This is a genomic window from Saccharibacillus brassicae, from assembly GCF_006542275.1.
GTDB lineage: Bacteria > Bacillota > Bacilli > Paenibacillales > Paenibacillaceae > Saccharibacillus > Saccharibacillus brassicae.
On sequence record NZ_CP041217.1, the window covers coordinates 1,166,593 to 1,183,972 of the forward strand.

The following is a 17,380-nucleotide window of genomic DNA, read 5'->3' on the forward strand; positions in this document are numbered from 1 at the left end:
TTCATTCTTTCCTCGTTAAGCATTAATTCCCATGTTATCATAAGCCGATTCCGAACGTAACCTTGTTTTCGCTATCCGGCTGCCTCTATAATAAACGATTAAAAACAGAAAACGAGGTGGGCCACCATGACCAACGATCTGCTCGGCGCGCTCAAACTGCTCAAGGAAAAGAAATGGATCGACCTGACCCACACGTTCGGACCGGACTCTCCGCGCTTCGCGGCGTTCGAGCCGGCGCAGTTCGAGACGCTGTTCACGCACGACGACGGCTTTTTCGCCCAGCGTTTCCATTTGCCCGGCCAGTACGGCACGCATCTCGACGCTCCCATCCATTTCGTGCGGGACGCGCGTTATCTCGACGAACTGGAACTGAAAGAGCTGGTGCTGCCGCTGATCGTGATCGACAAATCGGCCGAAGCGGCGGCGGATGCCGATTATACGCTGAGCGCGGCAGACATCGAAGCGTTCGAAGCGCAGCACGGCCGCATTCCGCCCGACAGCTTCGTCGCCCTGCGCACCGATTGGAGCAAGCGCTGGCCGAGCCAGGGCGCGTTCGAGAACAAGGACGCGGACGGCCGCAGCCATGCACCGGGCTGGTCGGTCGAAGCACTGGAACTGCTGCTGCGGCAGCGCGGCGTCCAGGCCGTCGGCCACGAGACGTTCGACACGGACTCCGCCGCGGATTATGCCCGCAACGGCGCGCTGCTCGGCGAATATTACGTGCTGGACCAAGACGTGTACCAGGTCGAGCTGCTGAACAATCTGGACCTTGTGCCGCCTACGGGTGCGGTCATCTTCAATATCGTGCCCAAAGCGGAAAAAGCGTCGGGGTTCCCGGTACGGTCTTTTGCCATCCTGCCCTGAGCGGAAGCTGGGGTCATCCCGCATATCCGAATACCTGAATGTCCGAACGCCTGAACGTCCGAATACCGGAATACCAAAATGCCGAAATACCGAAAAGCAGCCGCTCGTCCTTACGGACCCGGCTGCTTTTGCGCTGCTGTCTTCCTTTTTTCCGTGATGCTCCCGTCTTGGCCTTTTATGGACCTTGGATCAGCTTGTAATCGCCCTCCGTTCCCGCTTCGAGAGCAGGCTGCTCCACTTTTTCCCCTTTCAGATACTTGTCAAAAAAAGCTACCGTATAGACACGGATCACCTCATGCGCTCCGCGCGCGTCCAGACCGGATGCGGCCGACAGCAGAGGTGAATACAGCGGCGCGTCGGAGAAGCTGGTATGGTCGGTATTTGGGAGCGTCAACCTGTAATTGCCTCCGGCCGCCGCCTGGGCCTGACGTTCCAGCAGTTCGCCGACGGTATCGTCGTATTCGGACCGGGAAGCGCCGATTTGCGCCAACGCTTCGTCGCTCATGGCCTCCGCACGGAATGTGCGGTCCGCGCTCATGAGCATAAACGGCCGGTCGAAGCCCCGCGGCGCGCGCAGCGACCCGTACAAGCCGCCATCCATATCGATGCCGGCCCGCAGCCGGTCGTCGCCGAGCAGCAGCTGCGCCGCGGCCGCGCCGCCCAGCGAATACCCGACGATGCCCGCCCGCTCCAGATCGAGCCGGCCGCCAAATCGCTCCGCCGCTCCGGCCATTTCGCCCTGCCCGGCGGAGCTGTCCGATGCGGCACTAGAAGACCTCAACCCGGCCCGCGCCTCCCCAGGCTCCCCGATTCCGCCCCCTGTTCTCTTTCTTCCGTCCAGCTCTTCCAGCCGATCCAGCACGAACTTCACGTCCGGCACCCAGACGTCGTCCGTCAGCCGGTCGAACGCCCCGTTGTCGAGCGTCGTTCCCGCATCGGCGTAGAACGGCATCACTTCTCCGTCCGGGAACATGGTGACGTTCGTACCGCCGGCATGCTCGATCCCGACGACGATATACCCCTGCGAAGCGAGCTGTTCGGTCAGGAACGTACTTTGGCCGCTCCAGCCGCGGTTGCCGTGCGAATACACGATGACGGGATACCGCGCCTGCGCGCCGGACAGCGGCGCATGTTCGAGTGCACGCGTGCGTACCAGCCGCATACTGTCGAACAGCAGCGCCGGTACGCCTTCGTGTCCGCCCAGCGCCTGCGCGAATAGATGCGGATGCTGCAGGTACGGCGCAGCCGGGCCGGAAGCTTTTGCCTCGGCCGGGTACCAGAACTGCACCAACAGCTTCCGCCGCTTGCCGGCCTCGTCCGCGTGCACCTGCCTGCGCGAGACGTCTGTCCAGACGTACGTCGCCGTGCCTACGCGGTAAGGCCCCGCAAGCGGCTCGAACACGAACACCGGCAGCGCGATCGGCAGCAGAATCGCTCCCGCTGCATACAGCAGCGCCGCCGCACCGATCGACAGCCGCACCCTTTTGCGCCGACGACGGCGAACCCCGCGTAAGCTCGACAGCGGCAGCAGGATCATGGCGTACAGCGGGATCATTTCCCATCTCGGCCCTTCAAGCCCCAGATGCAGCAGCAGTACGATCCCCGATCCCGCGGCTGCCGCGATATTCGCCGCTGCCCCGCGCAGGCGCCCGGACAGAAGCAGCAGCAGGATGATCCCGTTCACTGCCGCCAGCAGCATCTCTCCTTCTCTCATGGACAGCCTCCTTTTCTTTTATGACACAATCGTATTATAAACACAAATCTTTAATTAATACAATCGTATTATAAAAAGAGTGCAGGAGGCCGGTCTCGAATCCCGCTGCCGCCCGGACTGTTCCGCTCGGCGGATTCGGCGTATAATGGGAATCGGGTCCTCCCGCGAAAGGAGGTGAAATACCCGATGAACATGAATCCGAAGGCAGCGCTCCACATGCTGGTCGGCATCCCCGGCAGCGGCAAAAGCGTCTACGCCCGAGAGCTGGCCAGCGCGGTCCGGGGCGTCATCGTCTCGACGGACGCGGTCCGGCTGAAGCTGTTCGGCGGCGAAACGCGGCAAAAAAACACCTACGTCATCTTTGACGAGGCGTTCCGGGAGATTGAAGCGGCTTTGGCGGCGGGGCGCACGGTCATCTTCGATGCGACCAACGTCGATCGCGACCGGCGCGCGAAGTTTCTGAAGCGATTTGCCGATGAACGCGTCGAATGCCATGTGCTCGATACGCTGTACGAGACGGCGCAGCGGCGCATCTCGGGCCGCAAGCGCAAGCTCGACGACAAGATTCTGGCCAAATACGCGAAGAATCTTCAGTTTCCGCTGCCCGGCGAAGGCTTCGCCGAAGTGCGTCTCGTGCATATGCCGGACGCGGAAGCGCTGTACGGACAAGCTGTGGCGCTGCCCGATGATGGCGCGAACGTCCCAAGCGGATCGCAATCGCAGGGCAACGAGCTGCGCCTCAAGCTGGAAACGCTGCTGCGGCAGGAAGCCGGCCATGACGAACTGTTTGCCGAACTGTCGGCTGTCCCGTCGTTTGCCCGCATGCTCGGCTACGATCAGGGCAATCCGTATCACAGTCGCACGCTGTCCCAGCATACGTACGCGGTGCTGGAATACGTGAACGCTTTTTACGGCGAAGAAGACCGGCTTGAGATGCAGTGGACGGCGCTGCTGCACGACATCGGCAAACCGTTCTGCCAAGTGTGGAAAGAAGCCCGCGGACATTATTCGTACTTCGGGCACGAGCACGTATCCGCTTCGATCGGCTGCCATCTGCTGAAGGCGCTCGGATACGGCGACGACTTCGTGCTCGACGTGACCGCGCGGATCGAGACCCATATGGAGATTCTGCACGGCGGAGACGCCGGCGCTTCGAATCTCTATCACCTGTTGGGCGGCGAGATGCTCGCCCGCATGTATTTGTTCGCGGAAGCCGATACGTTCGGCAAATAATCGCGGCCGCGAACCTCATCGCATGACCAAGCACAACGAAGCGAGGCGATTCCATGAAAATCAAATATCCGAAAACGATGCATCTGCCCTGGTCCAGAAGCTATACGGACGACGACAAAATATTGCGGGACACGGCGCATTTTATCGGACAGGAAGTGGTCGTAACGGAGAAAATGGACGGGGAAAACACGACGATGTACCCGGACTCTATCAATGCCCGTTCGCTTGACAGCAAAGACCACTCGTCCAGGCATTACGTCAAAACGCTGCACGGAAGCCTTCGTCACCTTATTCCGGCAGGCTGGCGGTTATGCGGGGAAAATACGTACGCGAAGCATTCGATCAAATACGAAGCGCTGCCGGGGTATTTCATGCTTTTCTCCGTCTGGAACGAACGCAATGTCTGCCTGTCGTGGGACGATACGGAGCGGCTCGCGAACGAGCTTCGCATCCCGACCGTGCCGGTGCTGTACCGGGGAATCTGGGACGAGCGGGCGGTCAGACGCTGCCACACCGGTCTGTCGAACTGCGGCGGCGAACAGGAAGGATACGTCGTACGCACAGCGAATTCTTTTGCCTATGATCAGTTCAAAAGCAGCCTGGCCAAATTCGTGCGCCAAAACCACGTCCGGACAGACGAGCACTGGCTGAGCCGCCCCGTCGAACCGAACGAATTGTCGAAGCCGACGCGGTAAATCCGCGGCTGAACTCCCGATCCCTTAGTTCAACTTATCTCTAGCCTTTTTGAAAGGAGCGAGTCCCATGTAATCCCGAGCGAACGCATATCCAAATCTTCCGCCCTGCCTGTCCTTACATCACCCGAATCCGGTTCGCCCCCGCCAGTCCCCGCAGTTCCAACTGCAATCGATCTTTTTCTTCGTCCGGCACTTCCATTTCTACCCCGTAGTAATGACGTCCTTCTTCTTCCTTGTTCCATTTCAACAGTCCTTCGAAATGCAGCGGCTGCTCGTTCAGCACGAAATCGAGCGCGACGCGAATCCGATTTTTTCCGACGGGAATTTCCAGCGGCAGCGAGACGAGGCAGCCCGAGCGGCTGATATCGTGCATCTGCGCGAAGACCGGCTTTTTCGGCGCGGACGTGAAATTCAGGCTGACGATATACAATTCGAACTCGATCGGCTTGTCCAATACATAACGAAACGGCGCTTTTCTGCGATTGCCGGCCATATTCAAACCTCCATTTTTTCCCAAGTGTGTTTTCCTTTTCATCGGCTGTCGGCTGTGGAAAATGAAGAGTCATCCAGCTGCGCCTTTTTTGTAAGCGTTATCTTGGATATGGGCGCAAAAAAAGAGAGCCTATTCCGCGCTCTCCCATTTTTGCTTGATTCGTTCGTAACGCTCCTCGCTTTTGCCGTGGAATACCGCCCCGATCAGGAACGACGCAATCACGAGAATAAGCGCCATCCGGCCGATCGTACCCAGCGACTGGTCGATCAGCGTCCGAAGCAGATTCGTCCCTTCCGTTAGATATAACAGCAGCGCAAACACCATCAGGCCGACGAAAAAGGTACTGAACACGCGTCCGCTCTCCGACAGCGTTCCCCGCCAGAAGCCCGGAGGTCCGTTCTCCTCGCGCTTGCGCACGAACCGCTCGCGGCTGGTCTCCTCAGTACGTATTTTGACCAGGGACACGATCAATCCGACGACATTGCTGACGATGATAAAAATCAGGATGTCATTGGGTCCGGGGTTCAATACGATAAAAAAGATCAAAATGAACGAGTACCCCCCGATCGTCCAAGCCATATCGCGTTTTTGCTCGGTTCTCATTTTACTCATTCTATCCCCTCCTTATATTTCCATGCTAACACAATAGAAGCGTTCGGTGTATCCGTCCGAAAACTCCAAAAACTCCGGCTCCCCTGAGACGGGAGAACCGGAGTCTTGGTTGAACTCGTCTATTCGACTTGCTTGGCCTTGCTCTGCCTTATTGATCGATCAAAGAAGCCTGGCGCAGCAGGCGCTGCGCGACGGCGGCCGATTCGGCACGCGACAAGGTCGCTTCCGGACGGAGCCATCCGCCGCTGCCTTCGACCAGCCCGGCGGCAAGCAGCGACTCGGCCGCGTCTGTGGCCCAGTCGGCCACGTCTGCGCGGTCGCGGTAGCTGCCGAGTTCGCTGCCGGTACCCGGCAGGCGAAGCGGAGCGATCTGCGCCGCGCGGTTCAATACCGTAAAAGCTTCCTGGCGGGTAATCGTCGCGTTCGGACGGAACGTTCCGTCCGGATAACCGGCGATCAACCCGTATTGGTCGGCGGTCGCCGCCGCTTCGGCGTACCACTGCCCGGAAGCGACATCGCTGAATCCGGCCGTCTGCAGCGTGCCCGGCAGTCCGAGCGCGCGGACCAGAATAGCCGCGAATTCGGCGCGCGTGACCGCGCCTTCCGGATTGAAGCGATCTTCGCCGACTCCGTTGACGACGAGGCGCGAAGCCATGTCATTTACGGCGCTTTGCGACCATTTGCCGGCCACGTCCGCGAATTGTTCCGGATTCCAGATCAGCACGTAGCTGCTGTTCGTCAGGCTGTTGACTTCGGCATAATACGTGCCGCCCGTCTGAGTAACGGCTGTCGGTACATGGCGAACCGTACCGTTCGGTTCGATGACGACGCCGGTCGTGATCCGATTCGGATCGATGCCGGCCGGAATCGGAATCTCGCGCTCCACGTACTGCGTGAAATTGTTGACTTCAACGTTTCGCTCGCCGTTCGAAGCGGTGATCATGAAGTCGAGCGGCGTCGACACGGAAGTGAATCCTTCGCTGGCCGCTGCCTGCGAAAGCGCATTTTGCACGTCTGCGCCGCTGGCCTGGATCGTGATATTCACGTCCAGATCGGCGGAATCCGCCGGCGTGCCGAGCGTGCCTGCGGCCGCGCTCAGACGGAGCTGCGAAGAAGGCAGCGTGTAGTTGCCGAGTGGCGTTTCGAGGCGCAGCGTCGCCTGATTGCTGCCCAGCAGGTTGACCGCTTCGCCGGTCAGCGTCGCGATGACGCGATCCGCTTGCGTGCGGACCGGAATGATCACGCTCTGGTTGGCACCGCCGCTCGTCAGCTGCGCCGCCAGGCGAGCCGTGTCGATCGTCGCGGTGAAGACCGTCTGGCCGTTCGACTGGGACGTGCCGCCCGTCGCGACGATCGTCGTCGGCTGACCGTTCACGATGACTTCCAGGCCGTCGGCCGGAGTCGTCGGCGTCGTTGGTGCCGGCGTCGTTGGCGTTGGTGTCGGTGTCGGCGTGAAATCGGGGATCGGGATGACCGGACCCGGTCCCGGATCGACCGCAGCCGCTTGGCGCGTCACCGTAATCTTGTACGTCCGCGTCGTTTCGCCGCCTGCGTTCACGACGACGTCGATCTCGTTCGCTCCGACCGTCAGAGGCACGATACGGGCGCTGCCTTCTTCGATCGCGCTGCCCCGGACCGTGACGACGGCTTCGGGATCGATCGCACTCGCCGCCACTTCCAGATTGTACACGTCGTTCGTCACGGTAGCCGTATAATCGGTCCGCTCGGGATCAAACGCGGGAGCAAGCGTTCCCGGATCGATCGCCAGATTGGCCAACCGCGCATTCGGTTCGCGGGCCGCGCGGTGTACGACGACCGTATAGACTTGTTGGTTCTGCACGGCAAGAACGTTCGCTTCGCCTGACTTCATCCGCGCGGGAGGCAGGCTGTCGTTGGTGACGACGATGCGAATGTCGTTCGGGCCTTCCTGAAGCTGCGCCGTGTAGACGCTGCCGCTGACCGTCTGTTGTCCGTTCACCGTAATAACGGCTCTCTCGCTTTCGGCGGTAGGCCTGATTTCGATTTTGTTCGTATCAGGGGTGACATAAACGTTGTATTCGTTCACGTCACGCTTGAAGACCGGCCGCAGCTCGCCTGCGTCGACTTCAAGATTTTGCAGATAGGCGCTCGGCTCCCGGAACACGTAGATGAAATAGATTTTGGGATTCGGAACGTTGGTGAAAGGAGAAGTTACTTTTATTGCGATCTGATTTTCTCCTTCTCGCAGCGGAATCTCGGAAGAAACCCCGGAAGCCGCCTGTACTTCCGGCCCGTCGTTAATCGTTAAGCGAATATCGGACTCTGTATTCACTGCTGTTGGAGTTATACGAACCGTATCGACTTCACTATTCACTTCCGCACGATAATTCATGCGCGTGTTAGAAAATGCAGGATATAACATGCCTTTGTCCATAGTCAAAGCGCTCAATCCCGAATCGTCTTTTTGTTGAATATTCACGGTGTATACTTGCGGAGATGCGGATGGATCTTGGGGGGTCACTTTAATCGAGACGGCAGTCACTTGTCCGGGTCCGTTTAAAGCGACAGGAAAAGCTTGTCCGCTCGTTGCTTTGAACCCGTTGATCTCAAGAGCTGCACCTTCGTAATTCGTTCGCGCTGTGACGGTTACGCTGGTTGCGCGGCTTTCAGCAGAGGCTAAGTAAGAAAAACGATCCGAAGCAAAGGCTCCGTCCGTTAAAGTCGCTCCTGAAAGTTCCAGCGATAAGAGAGTATTGTCGGTCGACGGTTTTACGCCTTTGACGAATAGACTCCCGTTGTTACCTACCGCTACGGCATTCGTGCTATTTATGGCGACGGCATTCAAAAGATTAAAGCTGTTGATTTCTTCCGTAACCCAGCCGTTATTACCAATTCTTCCGTAAGCCAGGCCCTGCTCATTCAGCCCTCTTCCAATCAAGGTGAGTTCATCCAACGTGCTATCGTAGTCCGCATCCCTGAAATGATAAAATTGGGAATCCGGTCCGACTTCCTCCGAAGTCCAATTTAGTCCGTTAGCAGCAAAATAAATTCTGTTGGAATTCGCGCTTGTGGCTGCGAACTGGTCGTCCGTAAAAATGAGAGAGGATACCCTTTCCGGAAATTCCGTCGTATCCGTAAACGGTTCTCCGTAAACCGACTCAAATACCGTAGTCAGTTCACCCGGTTGTTGATCCGAGATGGCAAGGAAACGTCCGTTTCCGTAAGCAATGTCTGTCAATCCCCAATTCGAAGAAAGAAATCCGGCATTCCAATTCAGTCCGTTAGCGGAAGTGAAATACTCTTCTCCTTCTCCAACCGCTACGTAAAGAGGACCACCGCCTTCATTTTTCCCTAAGCTTATGGCACGTAAAGCTGGACCGTTATTGCTTTGGTGTCTGTTGATCCAAGCTTGTCCATCTGTCGAAGTATAGATGATTCCCGACTCTCCGACCGCAATCCATATTCCATTCAAATACTGAATGCCGTAAAAACTCCTTCCCTCCAACGCTCCTTGCCCGTTTTCAATGCCTTGCACACGTTCCCATCTAACAGCGTCTGTCGATCTGATTACCGTACCGTTCTGACCTACAGCTACCCATACGCCATTTCCGTAATCGACATCTTCAAGCATCCCGTACTGACTATTGGAATAATTCACCCAAGATTGCCCCAACTGCGCCGACGCACGATTAACCCCGACCGGCCATGCTGCCGACGAGGCAATTAGCACCAAACCCAACACAATCATAAAAGCACGACGAAGCCATGACGCTTGGTTGTTCTTTGCCATCCGCCCACTTCCCCTTCCAGCGTTAATTTTCCATTCTCTATTTATTTTATCCATTAAAAACATATTTCTAACATAAAAATGTATAAAGAACAAAAAAAGGACCTCGCGGTCCTTTCTTCTCAACACCGGCTTTTCATCTGCTCCCGATATTCCGACGGCGTGCTGCCTATTTTTTTGCGGAACACCTGGGAAAAATGGCGCACGTCGGGGTAGCCGACCCGTTCGGCGATATCGCCGACCTTCAACTCGGATTCGCCGAGCATCTCCATTGCGCGATCCAGGCGAATCTGCGTGACGTAATCTTTGAAGCCCTGCCCGGTCTTCTGCTTGAACAGCTGGCTGAAGTAAGCCGCGTTCAGGTAGACGACGGAAGCGACTTTTTCCAGCGACAGTTCCGACGCGTAGCGCGCTTTGATGTACTGCAGCGCGACTTCGACAGCCTGTTCGCCGCCGCTCGCGTAATGGTCGTACACCTGATATTCGGACGTCTCGCGCATAAGGCGCACTTCGTCCGGCACCCGCGAAGGATCTTCGATCCGGCCGGAAGCGAGCAGCTGGAACGGCTTTTTGAGATAGCGCTTGAGGCAGCCGCGCAGTTCTTCGTTCAGCGCGGAGAGGCTGCTTCGCTCCAGCTTGACGAGGCCGAGCAGGCTTTTGGCGTCGATGCTCGCGACGAAGCCCCGGCCGAACGAGCCGATCAGTTCGTTCATCACGTTTTCCACAATAAAATGTTCCAGTTTGGTGTCCGCGTCGCTCTCCACATGGACCATCAGCAGATGGAAATCGGGATACGCTTCGGTGAAGGAAGCCAGATCGATTCCGCCGAGGTCGAGGCCCGACGCCCATCTGGCGAAGACGGCTTCGCGCAGGAAGCGCAGGTTCTGCTTGAGCAGCTGGCTTTCTTTGGCGCGCACGTTGCTTTCCTCGATTTCGTCGCCCATCTTTTTGATCAGCTCGACGAGAATGTCTTTGCCGATCGGCTTGAGCAGGTAATCCCGCGCGCCGAGCCGCACCGCTTTTTTGGCATATTCGAATTCGGAGTACGCGGAGATGACGACCCATTTGGCATCCGGGTGCAGCGTGCGGGACACTTCCATCAGTTCCAGCCCGTTCATGCCCGGCATGAGCACGTCGGTCAGAACCAGGTCGATCAGGTCGCTTTTGAGCCGCTCGACCGCATCGATCGGACCTTCGGCGAGAATCACTTTGTGCTGCGGAAAAGTTCGCTGGATCGTGCGCTGGATTCCGCTGCGGATAATCGGTTCGTCGTCCACGACGAGTATGTTCATACCAAGCCCTCCTCGCCCGGTAACGGAAAGGTCACCCGGACCTTTGTCCCGCTTCCCGGGATGCTGTGGATCGTAATGCCATAAGCGTCGCCGTACGTCAGGCGGATGCGGCGCTGCACGTTGAGCAGCCCGATACCGATGCGTCCGCCTTCGACGTGCCGTTCGGCCGCGGACGGATCGTCCAGCAGCCGCTGCAGCCGCCCAAGCGTCGCCGCTTCGATACCCGTTCCGTTGTCTTCCACCACGATATGCAGGCGGTCGGGATCGGCTTCGGAATAAATATGCAGCGTGCCGCCTTCGCGCAGCGGTTCGAGTCCGTATTTGACCGCGTTCTCGACGATCGGCTGCAGAATCATCTTCGGTACGGGCGCATCCAGCCACCGTTCTTCCACGTCGATCTGCGTCAGCACGCGGCGGCCCAGCCGCGTCTCGATGATCGTCAGGTACGACTTGAGCTGTTCCAGCTCAAGCCGCAGCCGCACTTTCGCGCCTTCTTCCCAGTCGCTGCTGTAGCGGAACATTTTGGACAGCGCCAGAATGACGCCTTCCAGCCGGTCGTCTTCGCGTTCGTCGAGCATCCAGTAGATCATGTCCAGCGTGTTGAACAGAAAATGCGGATTGACCTGCGATTGCAGCGCCTGAAGCTGGGCGTTCTTCTCGCTGATCGAAGCCTGCTTGATCCCTTCGATCAGCCCGTCCATCTCCCGCACCATCCGGTTGAACGAACCGACGAGCACGTTGATTTCCTGGTAGGACTCGATATGCACCTGCCCTTTGAAATTGCCTGTCTCGACCTGCTTCATCTCGCGCGCCAGCCGTTTGAACGGCAGGGAGAACGAACGCGAGACGATCGTCGACAAGATCGTCGCCGCCACGATCAGCGCCACGATGACCGTCAGCAGAAACTGCTGCGTCTCGCGCAGTTCCAGCTTGAGGTCGTTTTGCGGCGAAGCGCGCAGAATCGTCCAGCCGGTCTTCTCTACCGCCGCCGCGGTCAGCAGCCAGTCGCCGCCTTCGTAGGAACGGATCCTGCCGGATTCCAGCCGGCCGGGCCAGTTGGCGGGAACAGACTTCCACGCTTCGCGTTCGGTTCCCGCCCGGATGATGTCCGTGCCTGCCGCGTCCCGTATCGCCACCTGCGTATTTTGCCCGAGGCTCGCGTTCGACACCGCCGACGAGATCGCTTCGGCTTCCACCTCGATCAGCACGTAGCCGACGGATTGCAGCCCTTCCAGCTCGAACGCCTGGCGGCCGAACGCGAACACGGGCCGGTCTGTCCAGCCGCTCATGAGCGACTTCGGATAGACGCCGAGCCAGCGAATATCGCCTGTGGAGCGCCGCAGCTCCGCGAACCACGGCTTGTCCGGGTACGTCTGGACGGAAGCGCCGGTCGAACGCACGAAGCTGTACACTTTGCCGCTGTCCGCAAGCACGTGGATGCCCACGATGTCGCTGCGCGAATAGAAGATGGCGCCCAGAATGTCGGTAATCCGCCGTTCCGCCTGGATCTGGGCGCTCGAACCGGTATCGGGATACGACTGGCGCAGCAGCCGCATCAATTCGCCGTTGCTGTTGAGCGTCTTGGTGACGCTGTCATAACCGTCCAGCAGCTGCTCGAACAGGGAGACCGTCTGGGACATATTTTTTTCGGCCAGTGTTCCGACCTGCTCCCGAACCTGCTCGGTCGCCCGCTGGTAATAGACGAGGCTGACGATCAGCAGAAGCCCGAGCAGGCTGAACAGGAATACCGGAAACAGCCGGCCGTAAATCGTGTTTAGTCGTTTCTGTACGCGTCTCATGCCTTCATCTTAACCCTTAACCGCACCTGCCACCATGCCTTTGGTAATTTTTTCTGCAAGCAGGAAGTAGACCAGAATGACCGGCAGGGCGGCCAGCACGAGGAATGCTCCGATCGCGCCGTAATTGACCGAATATTGGCTGACGAAGCTGTAGACGCCGAACGGCAGCGTCTTCAACCGTTCCGAAGAGATGAACGTCGCGGCCAGGATATACTCGTTCCAGACGTTGATAAACGTCAGGATGCAGACGGTCATCATCGGCGGGATCGACACCGGCAGGATGATGCTGCGGAAGATGCGGAACGCGCCGGCGCCGTCCATAATCGCGGACTCTTCGATTTCGTGCGGAATGGTGCGCAGGAATCCGCTGAGGATGAAGACGGCGATCGGCATCTGGAACGCGACATACGGCAGGATAAGCGCCAGATGGGTGTTGAGCACATGCAGGTTTTTGAAAATGATCATCAGCGGCAGCAGCGTCCCCTGCATCGGAATCATCATCCCGAGCAGGAACAGCAGCATGACGAACTGGCCGTACTTCCAGCGGAAACGGCTGATCGCGAACGCCGCCAGCGAAGCGAGCAGCAGGACGCAGATCATCGTCGTGACGGTGACGAACAGGCTGTTGCCGAGATAGCGGAAATAGCTGCCGCCTTCGATCGCGCCCTGGTAATTGCTCCACTGCCATTCGGCCGGAAGGGTGAAGAAGCTGCCCGACAAAATCTCTTCGTTCGTCTTGAGGGAATAGATCAGCAGCCACAGCAGCGGATAGAGCTGCGTGACGAGCAGCACGCCGAAGAACAGGTACGCGATAAGCGTCTTCGGCGAGATACGCCGGCTGCGGACTTTGAGCGCGGGCTTCGAACCCGCGGAACTTGCGAACTGGCTCATGGACGGAGCCCCCTTTCTACGTATACCGTTTTTCCAGACGCGTGAACAGCAGATTGATCAGGATCGTGGCGATCAGGCAGACGGTGATCAGGACGTTGGCGATCGAGCTGCCGTAGCCGTACTGCATCGTCAGGAACGACATATTGTACATGTGGCTGGCGAGCACTTCGGTCGCGTGCGCCGGGCCGCCGCCCGTCATGACCATGATCAGGTCGAACGACTGGAGCGAGCCGATAAACGACAGGACGATCGAGATCTTCAGGATCGGCAGCACCATCGGCAGCGTGATGTAACGGTCCGCCTTGAATCCGTCCGCGCCGTCGATCTTCGCCGCTTCGTAAATCTCGCCCGGGATGTTCTGGATGCCCGTGAACTGAATCAGGATATGATACCCGAGATACTGCCACAGCGAGACGAGAATGATCGCGTAAATGGCGATCTTCGGCTCGGTCAGCCACGAATGGGTCCACGATTCCAGCCCGACGCTCGTCAGGATCTGGTTGATCATGCCGCCCATCGAAGCCGGGTTGTACACCGTTTTCCACAGCTGGCCGATGATGGCGACGGACAGAATGACCGGCAGGAAATAGCTGGACACGAGGAAGTTCGGGCGACGGACGAAGCGGGTGATCAAGATCGCGACCAGCAAAGCGATCGGCACCTGCACGAGCATCGAGAAGCCGGCCAGCGTGAACGTGCGGCGCAGCGAAGGCCAGAATACGGGATCGTTCGTAAACATTTTGACGTAGTTATCGAGCCCGACAAAAGTCGATTGGCCGATTCCGTTCCAATCCAGCAGCCCGCTGTACAGCGAGACGAGAATCGGGACGAACACGAGACCGACATAGACGATCAGACACGGCAGGATAAAAGCCGCGATCGTCCAGCGGGAGACTTTCAATACGTTCATGCGAAAGTTCGCCTCCTCGGGGAGCAGCCGACGAAGAGAAGGGGACCGCAGGTCCCCTTCTCGTTTTCCGCCTGCTTGCCGTTATTTTTTGTTTTGTTCGTAGGCGGCCTGCAGCTCTTTGGCTACCGCGGCAGCGTCTTTTTGTTCGACGAACAGGCTCTGCGTGCCCGACAGGTGAACCTGCGTCGTTGCCGGATTCATCGTGTTGTCGAACGCCAGGTCTCCGCCTTTGACCTTTTTGAACAGGTCCAGTACGTTCATCGCCATCTCGGAATAACCGGCGGCTTTGAAGTCGCCGTCCACGTTCTGGGCGATACCGACCGCGCCTTTGGCTTCAAACGCTTCTTTGGGGAAGTTCAGCATGAAGTAGTTGAGGAAAGCTTTCGTTTCTTCCAGATGCTCGCTGTCTTTGGAGATCGCGAACGCGCTGCCCGGTGCCAGCATGAATTCGTCCGGGTTGCCTTTGCCGCCGACGGTCGGGAACTGGAAGACGCCGACGTTGCCGTCTTTGCTCACTTCGGCGGTCTCGATGCCGCCTGTCGCCCAGCTGCCCATGAAGTACATGGCCGCGGTACCGGTCTTGAACAGGTTCTCACCCGCGTTATAGTCGAACGAAGTCGCTCCGTCCTGGAACGCGCCTGCGTCAACGAGCTGTTGGAACGCCGAGATCGCTTCGACATAAGCCGGATCTTCGAACGTTTTTTTGCCGTCGAGCACGTCCTGCAGGAAGCCCGGTCCGCCGTTCGTTCTCAGCAGGATGTTCATGAAGAGGAACGAGCCGGTCCAGCTGTCTTTTTCGCCGATAACCATAGGCTGGATGCCTTTGGATTTGAGCGTCTTGATCGCTTCGACCATCTCTTCGAACGTCGTCGGCACTTCCACGCCGCCTTGTTCCATCAGCTTCTTGTTGTAGTACACGACGCCGATGTTGTTACCGTCCGGCAGCGCGTACAGATTGTCGTCGAACGTGTAGTAATCGAGAATGCCGGATTGGAACGTGTCTTTGAGTCCGTTCTCTTCGACCATGTCGTTGAGCGGGGCGAACAGGTCGGCATCGACGAACGGCTGCATCTGCGCGGCCGGGTTGACGACCGTGATGTCCGGCACTTCCTTGGAAGCGGCCTGCGTTTTGAGCTTCAGCTTCTGCTGGTCCGTGTTGAGCGAATCGAGTTCGATCGTCACGTTCGGATTGTCGCTCTCGTACTGCTCGACGATCTTTTTCATCATCTGGTTTTTCGGGTCGCTTGCGTCCGGATAGATGTTCTGGAACGTGATCGTCACTTTTTCGCCGGCCGGTGCGCTGTCCGTTTTGGCCGGATCGGCCGCCGCATCCCCGCCCGCCGCGTTGTTTGCCGTCGTTCCTCCGCCGCCGCACGCGCTGAGGCTGACTGCCAGCATCCCCGTCATTGCCAGGCCGAACCATTTCGTTTTTCTCTTTGTCACGCTATTTCCTCCCCTTGATTCGTGGTCTGTTTCTTCTTGCTAAAGTCATTATGGCTTTTTCTGTAAACGCATACAATGGAAATTATTCAGGGGTGATGTTTGTTTTTTCGTGATGCTGCGGTCGAATCGTTTCGTAAAAAGAAACGACGAATCTCATATTCCTCATGCGCAAAAAGTGGTAAAATGGTTCGGTCGGTCTCTGCCTTGCATCGCGTCTTCGCGGTGCATCGTCGCACCGATGATCCGCATGCGAAAGGAAACGTGATTCCCTTGTCCAAAAAAGTTCCACCTGCCGCGGAAGCCCCGGACTCCGGCTTCCCCGCGTCTTCTTCTTCCCTCAAAAAATCGGTGACCTTCCTCGAAGCGATGGCGATCGTCGTCGGCATGATTATCGGTTCCGGCCTGTTCCTGAAGCCGGGCATCGTGCTGGCCAGCGCCGGCTCGCCCTGGATGAGCCTGCTGGCCTGGATCGCGGGCGGCATCATCACGCTCGCTTCCGCGCTGTCCGTCGCGGAGATCGCCGCCGCGATTCCGAAAGCGGGCGGCTTGTACGCCTACCTCGAAGAGCTGTACGGCGAGACGGCCGGCTTTCTGCTCGGCTGGGTGCAGGCGGTCATCTCGTATCACGCTTCGGTGGCAGCGCTCGCGATCGCTTTCGCTTCATACTCGGGCTACTTCCTGCCGATGAACGATCTTCAGCAAAAAGGGCTCGCGATCGGCATCCTGCTGTTCATTCTGGGCATGAACGTCGTCTCGACCACATACGGTGGCGTGATTCAACTGCTGGCGACCGCGGGCAAGCTAGTTCCGGTCGTCGGCATTATCGCGTTCGGGCTGCTGTCGGGCAGCCAACCGGGCTTCGCCGGCGTCTCCGGCCTGACGGCGGGAGCGGCGGGAGCCGCCGGCTTCGGCGCCGCCATCCTCGGCACGCTGTGGGCTTATGACGGCTGGATCGGCGTCACGAACATGGCCGGCGAGATGAAGAACCCGGCCAAGACGCTGCCCAAAGTCATCCTGATCGGCGTCTCGTTCGTCATCGTAGTCTACGTACTGTTCAATCTCGCGATCTTCCGCGCGCTGCCGTTCGAGCAGATCGTCTCGTCGCCGACGCCGGGCGCCGATGCGGCCGAAGCGCTGCTCGGCAGCGGGGGCGGCGCGTTCATCACCGCCGGCATCATCGTCTCCGTGCTCGGCGCGCTGAACGGCTACCTGATGACCGCGGCCCGCGTGCCGCAGGCGATGGGCGAACGCGGCATCGCGCCGTTCTCGCCTTTTCTGCGGCGCATTCATCCGCGCTTCGGCACGCCGGCGAACGCCCTGATCTTCCAGGCCGCACTCGCGATTTTCTACATTTTCTCGGGCACGTTCAACACGCTGACCGATCTGCTCGTGTTCGTGCTGTGGATCTTTTTCACGGCGGGCGTGTTCGGCGTGTTCCTGCTGCGCCGCCGCATCCCCGCGCAGCCCGGGCGTTACCGGGTGCCGCTGTATCCGCTGACCCCGATGATCGGGATCGCCGGCGGCCTGTACATTTTGGGCAGCACGCTGCTCGAGAGTCCCGGCCGTTCGCTGATCGGTATCGGTATCACGCTGATCGGGCTGCCGGTGTTCTATTATATGAAGAGAAAACGCGCATAACGCGTGATTGCCTACGGCAAAAATCGCCTA

Annotated in this window: 13 protein-coding genes; 4 read left to right on the forward strand and 9 right to left on the reverse strand. The window is 58.5% G+C overall.

The window, feature by feature from the left end; genetic code table 11:
* Positions 1 to 126: 126 nt before the first annotated feature.
* On the forward strand, positions 127 to 864 hold the full coding sequence (locus tag FFV09_RS04720; protein ID WP_141446608.1) for a cyclase family protein: 738 nt from the start codon (positions 127 to 129) through the stop codon (positions 862 to 864).
* A gap of 175 nt (positions 865 to 1,039) precedes the next feature.
* Here the strand turns inward: FFV09_RS04720 and FFV09_RS04725 are convergent, their stop codons facing one another.
* Positions 1,040 to 2,578 (reverse strand): alpha/beta hydrolase family protein, encoded by a 1,539-nt coding sequence (locus tag FFV09_RS04725; RefSeq protein ID WP_141446609.1) that lies wholly within the window; start codon positions 2,576 to 2,578, stop codon positions 1,040 to 1,042.
* Positions 2,579 to 2,764: 186 nt separating this feature from the next.
* Between FFV09_RS04725 and FFV09_RS04730 the strand changes: the two genes are divergently transcribed.
* Positions 2,765 to 3,811, forward strand: coding sequence for an AAA family ATPase (locus FFV09_RS04730; RefSeq protein WP_246098473.1), 1,047 nt, complete (start codon positions 2,765 to 2,767; stop codon positions 3,809 to 3,811).
* A 53-nt stretch (positions 3,812 to 3,864) separates the two neighbouring features.
* Positions 3,865 to 4,506 carry an RNA ligase family protein gene (locus FFV09_RS04735; protein ID WP_141446610.1) on the forward strand — a complete coding sequence of 214 codons (642 nt, stop codon included), beginning with the start codon at positions 3,865 to 3,867 and terminating at the stop codon, positions 4,504 to 4,506.
* Between the two features lie 115 nt (positions 4,507 to 4,621).
* On the opposite strand, the gene FFV09_RS04740 is transcribed toward FFV09_RS04735, so the two are convergent.
* The 8 genes from FFV09_RS04740 to FFV09_RS04775 all read right to left on the reverse strand — a co-directional run bounded on the left by FFV09_RS04740 (position 4,622) and on the right by FFV09_RS04775 (position 15,712).
* Positions 4,622 to 4,999: a PilZ domain-containing protein gene (locus tag FFV09_RS04740; RefSeq protein WP_141446611.1), complete on the reverse strand. Its 378-nt coding sequence runs from the start codon at positions 4,997 to 4,999 to the stop codon at positions 4,622 to 4,624.
* A 129-nt stretch (positions 5,000 to 5,128) separates the two neighbouring features.
* Positions 5,129 to 5,611, reverse strand: coding sequence for a hypothetical protein (locus FFV09_RS04745; protein WP_141446612.1), 483 nt, complete (start codon positions 5,609 to 5,611; stop codon positions 5,129 to 5,131).
* A 148-nt stretch (positions 5,612 to 5,759) separates the two neighbouring features.
* Positions 5,760 to 9,443: a cadherin-like beta sandwich domain-containing protein gene (locus FFV09_RS24315; protein WP_141446613.1), complete on the reverse strand. Its 3,684-nt coding sequence runs from the start codon at positions 9,441 to 9,443 to the stop codon at positions 5,760 to 5,762.
* A 56-nt stretch (positions 9,444 to 9,499) separates the two neighbouring features.
* Positions 9,500 to 10,669 carry a response regulator transcription factor gene (locus tag FFV09_RS04755; RefSeq protein ID WP_141446614.1) on the reverse strand — a complete coding sequence of 390 codons (1,170 nt, stop codon included), beginning with the start codon at positions 10,667 to 10,669 and terminating at the stop codon, positions 9,500 to 9,502.
* A complete protein-coding gene (locus FFV09_RS04760; protein ID WP_141446615.1) occupies positions 10,666 to 12,468 on the reverse strand; it encodes a cache domain-containing sensor histidine kinase in 1,803 nt (600 codons plus the stop codon). The genes FFV09_RS04755 and FFV09_RS04760 overlap by 4 nt, the downstream gene beginning before the upstream one ends.
* A 9-nt stretch (positions 12,469 to 12,477) precedes the next feature.
* Positions 12,478 to 13,359, reverse strand: a complete 882-nt coding sequence (locus tag FFV09_RS04765; protein WP_141446616.1) for a carbohydrate ABC transporter permease — start codon at positions 13,357 to 13,359, stop codon at positions 12,478 to 12,480.
* Positions 13,360 to 13,375: 16 nt separating this feature from the next.
* Complete coding sequence (locus FFV09_RS04770; RefSeq protein WP_141446617.1) at positions 13,376 to 14,269, reverse strand: carbohydrate ABC transporter permease; 894 nt, start codon at positions 14,267 to 14,269, stop codon at positions 13,376 to 13,378.
* An 81-nt stretch (positions 14,270 to 14,350) separates the two neighbouring features.
* Entirely contained in the window at positions 14,351 to 15,712 is a 1,362-nt protein-coding gene (locus FFV09_RS04775) for an extracellular solute-binding protein (protein ID WP_425472266.1), read from the reverse strand.
* Positions 15,713 to 15,982: 270 nt separating this feature from the next.
* Here FFV09_RS04775 and FFV09_RS04780 point away from each other — a divergent pair, with 270 nt between their 5' ends.
* Positions 15,983 to 17,350 carry an APC family permease gene (locus FFV09_RS04780; protein ID WP_246098475.1) on the forward strand — a complete coding sequence of 456 codons (1,368 nt, stop codon included), beginning with the start codon at positions 15,983 to 15,985 and terminating at the stop codon, positions 17,348 to 17,350.
* The last annotated feature ends 30 nt before the right edge of the window (positions 17,351 to 17,380 follow it).

Bases quoted from the DNA above. Each gene is read 5' to 3' on its own strand.
- FFV09_RS04735 (WP_141446610.1), top strand. From the start codon at position 3,865: ATGAAAATCAAATATCCGAAAACGATGCATCTGCCCTGGTCCAGAAGC.
- FFV09_RS04740 (WP_141446611.1), bottom strand. From the start codon at position 4,999: ATGGCCGGCAATCGCAGAAAAGCGCCGTTTCGTTATGTATTGGACAAG.
- FFV09_RS04755 (WP_141446614.1), bottom strand. From the start codon at position 10,669: ATGAACATACTCGTCGTGGACGACGAACCGATTATCCGCAGCGGAATC.
- FFV09_RS04720 (WP_141446608.1), top strand. From the start codon at position 127: ATGACCAACGATCTGCTCGGCGCGCTCAAACTGCTCAAGGAAAAGAAA.
- FFV09_RS24315 (WP_141446613.1), bottom strand. From the start codon at position 9,443: ATGTTTTTAATGGATAAAATAAATAGAGAATGGAAAATTAACGCTGGA.
- FFV09_RS04725 (WP_141446609.1), bottom strand. From the start codon at position 2,578: ATGAGAGAAGGAGAGATGCTGCTGGCGGCAGTGAACGGGATCATCCTG.
- FFV09_RS04760 (WP_141446615.1), bottom strand. From the start codon at position 12,468: ATGAGACGCGTACAGAAACGACTAAACACGATTTACGGCCGGCTGTTT.
- FFV09_RS04745 (WP_141446612.1), bottom strand. From the start codon at position 5,611: ATGAGTAAAATGAGAACCGAGCAAAAACGCGATATGGCTTGGACGATC.
- FFV09_RS04730 (WP_246098473.1), top strand. From the start codon at position 2,765: ATGAACATGAATCCGAAGGCAGCGCTCCACATGCTGGTCGGCATCCCC.
- FFV09_RS04765 (WP_141446616.1), bottom strand. From the start codon at position 13,359: ATGAGCCAGTTCGCAAGTTCCGCGGGTTCGAAGCCCGCGCTCAAAGTC.
- FFV09_RS04770 (WP_141446617.1), bottom strand. From the start codon at position 14,269: ATGAACGTATTGAAAGTCTCCCGCTGGACGATCGCGGCTTTTATCCTG.